Source organism: Shewanella sp. A32 (assembly GCF_029167175.1).
Classification (GTDB): domain Bacteria; phylum Pseudomonadota; class Gammaproteobacteria; order Enterobacterales; family Shewanellaceae; genus Shewanella; species Shewanella yunxiaonensis.
Map to the genome: position 1 here is coordinate 277175 of NZ_JARFTS010000002.1, position 6253 is coordinate 283427.

General features: G+C 50.7%; 6 protein-coding genes. 5 read left to right on the forward strand and 1 reads right to left on the reverse strand.

Features of this window, described 5'->3' with window-relative positions:
- Nucleotides 1-13: 13 nt before the first annotated feature.
- The 5 genes from nusA (at nucleotide 14) to rpsO (ending at nucleotide 6027) form a co-directional block, all read left to right on the forward strand.
- Nucleotides 14-1513, forward strand: coding sequence for a transcription termination factor NusA (gene nusA / locus PY479_RS03245; RefSeq protein ID WP_212595638.1), 1500 nt, complete (start codon nucleotides 14-16; stop codon nucleotides 1511-1513).
- A gap of 25 nt (nucleotides 1514-1538) precedes the next feature.
- Entirely contained in the window at nucleotides 1539-4235 is a 2697-nt protein-coding gene (infB, locus tag PY479_RS03250) for a translation initiation factor IF-2 (RefSeq protein WP_275482859.1), read from the forward strand.
- Between the two features lie 61 nt (nucleotides 4236-4296).
- Nucleotides 4297-4713, forward strand: a complete 417-nt coding sequence (gene rbfA, locus PY479_RS03255; protein ID WP_212595640.1) for a 30S ribosome-binding factor RbfA — start codon at nucleotides 4297-4299, stop codon at nucleotides 4711-4713.
- On the forward strand, nucleotides 4713-5663 hold the full coding sequence (gene truB / locus PY479_RS03260) for a tRNA pseudouridine(55) synthase TruB (protein WP_275482860.1): 951 nt from the start codon (nucleotides 4713-4715) through the stop codon (nucleotides 5661-5663). Before rbfA ends, truB begins: the two co-directional genes overlap by 1 nt.
- 94 nt (nucleotides 5664-5757) lie before the next feature.
- Entirely contained in the window at nucleotides 5758-6027 is a 270-nt protein-coding gene (gene rpsO / locus PY479_RS03265; protein WP_212595642.1) for a 30S ribosomal protein S15, read from the forward strand.
- A 33-nt stretch (nucleotides 6028-6060) separates the two neighbouring features.
- On the opposite strand, the gene PY479_RS03270 is transcribed toward rpsO, so the two are convergent.
- A partial coding sequence (locus PY479_RS03270; RefSeq protein WP_275482861.1) for an integrase core domain-containing protein occupies nucleotides 6061-6253 on the reverse strand: 193 nt, incomplete at its 5' end.

A 6253-nucleotide genomic window follows, 5' to 3' on the forward strand; every position in this document is an offset into this window, starting at 1 on the left:
ACGAGGCAAGACGATGAATAAAGATATTTTGCTGGTCGCTGAAGCGGTGTCCAATGAAAAAGCCGTACCCCGTGAGAAGATTTTCGAAGCCTTGGAAATTGCGCTGGCTACTGCTACTAAAAAGAAATATGAAGGCGATATTGATGTGCGTGTAGCCATCGATCGCAAAACTGGTGATTACGAGACTTTCCGTCGCTGGCTGGTTATCGACAACCAAGGTCAAGCGCTGGAAAACCCGTATCGCGAGATTACGCTGGAAGCTGCGCAATTCGAAAACCCGGAAATCCAAGCCGGTGATTATGTTGAAGATGAGATTGAATCAGTGCAGTTCGATCGCATCACTACCCAGACGGCTAAACAAGTGATCGTGCAGAAAGTACGTGAAGCTGAACGTGCCCAGGTGGTGGAACAGTTCCTCGATAAAGAGGGCGAACTGGTGACCGGCGTGGTGAAAAAATCCAACCGCGACAGCGTGATTGTCGATTTGGGTAGCAATGCCGATGGCGTATTATATAAAGAAGATTTGATCCCACGAGAAACCTTCCGTCCAGGCGATCGTGTGCGTTCGTTGCTGTATGCTGTGCGTCCAGAGGCACGAGGTGCTCAGCTATTTTTGACGCGTTCTAAGCCGGAAATGTTGATCGAGCTTTTCCGCGTCGAAGTTCCTGAAATTGCAGACGAAATGATCGAAGTGATGGGCGCCGCACGTGACCCAGGTTCACGTGCCAAGATTGCGGTTAAATCTAACGACCGCCGTATCGATCCTATCGGCGCTTGCGTTGGGATGCGTGGCGCTCGTGTGCAGGCCGTGACCAATGAATTAGGTGGTGAGCGTATTGATATCGTGCTGTGGGACGATAATCCAGCACAATTTGTTATCAACGCTATGGCACCCGCCGATGTGTCTTCCATCATTGTTGATGAAGATAAACATGCAATGGATATTGCTGTTGAAGCAGATAGCCTGGCACAAGCCATCGGTCGTAACGGTCAAAACGTGCGTCTGGCCACTCAGCTGACTGGCTGGGAGCTCAACGTTATGACTGTTGCAGAGATGCACGCTAAACATCAGGCTGAAAGTGCCAAGGTGACACACTTGTTCATGAATGCGTTACACGTGGACGAAGATTTTGCCCAAGTACTGGCTGATGAAGGATTTGCAACGCTGGAAGAGGTCGCCTATGTACCGACTTCCGAATTGTTATCCATTGAAGGGTTTGATGAAGATATTGTCAATGCGCTGAGAGAACGCGCCAAAGCGGCTTTGTCTACCCGGGCGCTGGCTTCTGAGGAAGCTCTGGATGGCGCACAACCGAGTGAAGAGTTACTGGAATTGTCCGGTATGGATCGTCATACCGCATTTATTCTTGCCAGCAAAGGCATTGTGACTCTTGAAGATTTAGCCGAACAAGGCGTAGATGATTTGATCGAAATTGAGCAAATGACAGAAGAGAAAGCAGGTGAGCTTATCATGGCGGCCCGCAACATCTGTTGGTTTGGCGATGAAGAGTAAGTCGATCAACAGGGGGAAGTAACTGATGGCAGAAACTACTGTAGAAAAGCTGGCCACGGAAGTCGGAAAAGATGTTGATCGACTGATCGAACAATTTTCCAAAGCCGGTATGAAAAAAAAGCGCAATGATCGCGTGACCGAATCGGAAAAACATCAATTGCTGGAATATTTGAAACAGCAACATGGCCTGGAAGGGGCTCCTGCGCGTATGACTCTGCAGCGTAAAACTGTGTCTACATTGAGTGTTTCCGGCACCGGTGGCCAGTCTAAAGATGTGAAAGTTGAAGTGCGTAAAAAACGCACTTTCGTGAAACGTGATCCAGCCGAATTAGCTCGTCAGGCTGAAGCGGAAGCCGAAGCTAAGGCAAAAGCTGAAGCCGAAGCGGCAGAGAAAGCGAAGGCCGAAGCCGAGGCGAAAGCTAAAGCTGCCCAAGCAGACGCTGAAGCCAAGGCAAAAGCGAAGGCAAAAGCTGAAGCCGCTGCAAAAGCAAAGGCGGAAGCCGCTGTTGTCGAAGCTGACAAAGACGACGTTGCTAAGGCTAAGAAAGAATTAACGCCGGAAGAGGCGGCTGCGGCAGAAGCTGCGCGCGTGGAAGCTGCTCGATTGAAAGCGGTTCAGGACGCAGCCGTGCGTCGTAAAGCGGATGAAGAAGCTGCGAAAGCGGCTGCAGAAGCGCGTCGTTTGGCTGAAGAGAATGAAAAGCGTTGGGCCGACGAAGAACGCCAGCGTGTGGAAGCCGAGACTCGTAACGATCATCATATCACCACCTCTAAAGTGGCCCGTGCCGCAGAAGATACCAGTGATATGGACGAAGAACGTTCTGGTCGTCGCAACCGTCATAAGCACTCTGGCAAGAAACGTTCAAAAGAAGAACGCCTAAGCCGGGATGGTGGCAAAGAACGTGTATTGCGTTCAAAAGCGCCACAGTCTATGAAGCATGGCTTTAATAAGCCAGTGGTTGCGGTTAACCGTGACGTACGTATTGGTGAAACCATTACGGTTGCCGATCTGGCTCAGCGCATGGCAGTGAAAGCCGCTGAAATCATCAAAATGATGATGAAGATGGGCTCTATGGTGACCATTAACCAGGTACTCGATCAGGAAACTGCTCAACTGGTTGCTGAAGAGATGGGCCATAAAGTTATCCTGGTGCGTGAAAACGAACTGGAACATGAAGTGCTGGCTGATCGCGATGGCGAAGATGTTAAAGTTGAGCCTCGTGCCCCGGTTGTGACCATCATGGGCCACGTTGACCATGGTAAAACTTCTTTGCTGGACTACATCCGCCGCACCAAAGTGGCAGCGGGCGAAGCCGGTGGTATTACCCAGCACATCGGTGCTTACCATGTGCAGACTGACAACGGCATGATCACTTTCCTGGATACTCCCGGACACGCCGCCTTTACCGCAATGCGTGCTCGTGGTGCTCAGGCTACTGATATTGTGATCCTGGTTGTTGCTGCAGATGACGGCGTGATGCCTCAGACCATTGAAGCTATTCAGCATGCTAAAGCCGGTGGTGTACCACTGATTGTGGCAGTCAACAAGATTGATAAGCCTGAAGCCGATGTGGAACGCGTGAAGAGCGAATTGTCGCAGTATGGCGTAATGTCCGAAGAATGGGGCGGCGAAAACATGTTTGTTTACGTGTCTGCCAAGACCGGACAAGGTGTTGAAGAGTTGCTGGAAACCATTCTGCTGGAAGCTGAAGTTCTGGAACTGACCGCTGTCAGAGACGGTATGGCCGCTGGTGTGGTTATCGAATCCAAACTGGATAAGGGCCGCGGTCCTGTCGCGACGGTATTGGTTCAGGAAGGTACGCTGCATCAAGGCGATATCGTACTCTGTGGTCTGGAATACGGTAAAGTTCGCGCCATGAAAGATGAAGACGGTAATAGTATCACTGAAGCTGGCCCATCTATCCCGGTAGAAATTCTCGGGCTGTCAGGTGTGCCATCTGCAGGTGACGAAGCAACTGTTGTTAAAGATGAGCGTAAGGCTCGCGAAGTGGCGCTGTATCGTCAGGGTAAATTCCGTGAAGTGAAACTGGCGCGTCAGCAGAAGGCGAAACTGGAAAACATGTTCGCCAACATGACTGAAGGCGAAGTTCAGGAACTGAATATCGTACTGAAGGCGGACGTTCAAGGTTCTCTGGAAGCGATTTCTGACTCTTTGACCAAACTGTCTACCGATGAAGTGAAAGTGAACATCATCGCTAGCGGTGTGGGTGCCCTGACCGAAACTGATGCGACTTTGGCTGCTGCGTCTAACGCGATTATGGTGGGCTTCAACGTCCGTGCCGATTCTCAGGCACGTAAGACCATCGAAAGCGAAAGTGTTGATCTGCGCTACTATAGCGTGATCTACGACCTGATCGACGAAGTGAAAGCCGCGATGAGTGGTATGCTGGCTCCTGAGTTCAAGCAGCAGATCATCGGTATGGCGGAAGTTCGCGATGTGTTCAAGTCTCCTAAACTCGGCGCTATCGCGGGTTGTATGGTGACAGAAGGTCTGGTGAAGCGCAGTGCGCCTATCCGTGTGCTGCGTGACAACGTAGTGATTTACGAAGGTGAACTGGAGTCATTGCGTCGCTTTAAAGACGACGTCGCTGAAGTTCGCTCAGGTACTGAATGTGGTATCGGGGTGAAGAACTATAATGATGTTCGCGTAGGCGACCAGATCGAAGTGTTCGAAACTGTCGAAGTAGCCCGAACTCTGTAACGGTGACTGCGACGAAAAGGGCGGCTTCGGCCGCCTTTATTGATTTTGGGGGAATATTACAATGGCAAGAGAATTCAGCCGTACCCGACGCATAGCACAGCAGCTGCAACAGGAACTGGCGTTTGTGTTGCAACGCGACATGAAAGATCCTCGGATAGGCATGGTGACTGTCAATGATGTCGACGTGTCACGCGATCTCAGTTTCGCTAAGGTATATGTCACCTTGTTTGAGGAAGACCCTGAACGTATCCAGGAAAAAATGGCGGCGCTGACCAAGGCGGCACCTTATGTCCGTACCCTGGTGGCCGGCAGAATGCAGTTGCGGGTGATGCCGGAGTTACGTTTCGTGTATGACAAATCACTGGTTGAAGGTATGCGGATGTCCAACCTGGTTACTCAGGTGATTAACAGCGACAAGGCAAAGCACGAGCAATTTGACCATGATGATGAAGCGCCAGCGGACGAGGAAAACAACTGATGGCAAAACGACCTAAGGGCCGTTTCGTGGATGGCGTTGTGTTGCTGGATAAACCCACCGGCATGAGCTCCAACCACGCCTTACAGAGAGTGAAGCGGATTTATAACGCCGTTAAGGCCGGGCACACTGGAGCACTGGATCCACTGGCTACCGGGATGTTGCCGATCTGTTTGGGAGAGGCGACCAAGTTTTCTCAGCATCTTCTGGATGCGGATAAACGCTATCTGGTGACCGCTAAACTCGGCGTTCGTACTGATACCAGTGATGCCGATGGTGAAGTGGTCAGTCAGCGACCATTGGCTTTCAGTGCAGTGCAGTTGGACGCGGCGCTGGATCACTTTCGCGGCGATACCATGCAGGTGCCTTCAATGTTTTCGGCACTTAAGTATCAAGGGCAACCGCTATATAAGTATGCCCGCGAGGGCAAAGAGGTTCCCAGAGAAGCCCGTCCCATCACTGTTTATGAACTAACGTTCATAGCGCTGAATGACGATGAACTGACGCTGGAAATTCATTGTTCCAAAGGCACATATATCCGGACCATTATTGACGACTTGGGCGAAATGCTCGGTTGTGGCGCGCATGTGATTATGCTGCGGCGGCTGCAGGTCGGCCGTTACCCTACTGAACGCATGGTGACGTTGGAACAACTGCAACAGCTGTTAGATGATGCCATCGCGCAGAATATTGTGCCGTCCCAGTTATTAGATCCATTGTTGTTACCCGCAGATGCAGCCGTAGCTGACCTGGAAGAATGTAATGTCCCGGAAGCGTTGGGGGCATATTTGCTCAATGGTAATCCCGTGCGAGCCAATGGCCTGAAACCTGGAGAGTTAGTGCGGATTACGCTGGGAGAGGCGCATCGTTTCATTGGTGTAGGCATCATGAATGATGATGGTTTATTGGCACCTAAGCGGTTGATGGTCATGCACGAAAACTCTATCGACTGAGCTTGCGCTGCTAGGGCTAACAGGTTATTATTCTGCGCCCTTGGCTGAGTTAGTGATCGGCTAAGGTAATTTGATTAAATATTTGGAGAGACTCATGTCACTAAGTACTGAAAAGAAAGCTGAAATCCTGGCTGAATTTGGCCGTGGCGAAAACGATACTGGTTCACCAGAAGTTCAGGTTGCCCTGCTGACTGCCCAGATTAACCATCTGCAGGATCACTTCAAAGAACATGCTAAAGATCACCACTCTCGCCGTGGTCTGTTGCGTATGGTTAGCTCTCGCCGTAAGCTGCTGAGCTACCTGCAGAAGAAAGATGCAGAGCGTTATGCTGCTCTGATCCAGAAACTGGGTCTGCGTCGCTAATCAGTGTCCCGTCCTAAGATAGGTTGACAGTTTTTAGGCCAGCTCCCGTAGCTGGCCTTTTCTATTGTGCACCTGATTGGGTGTTGCCATATCTAAACTCAGGTGCGGTCTCATTTCGTTATATATCGCTATCGATTCTCGAACAAGTCTCTTCAGCTCTTCCAGCGTTTTACATCGATACAGGAAAAACTCTTGCTTCAGTATGCCATTGACTCTTTCCGCTAGC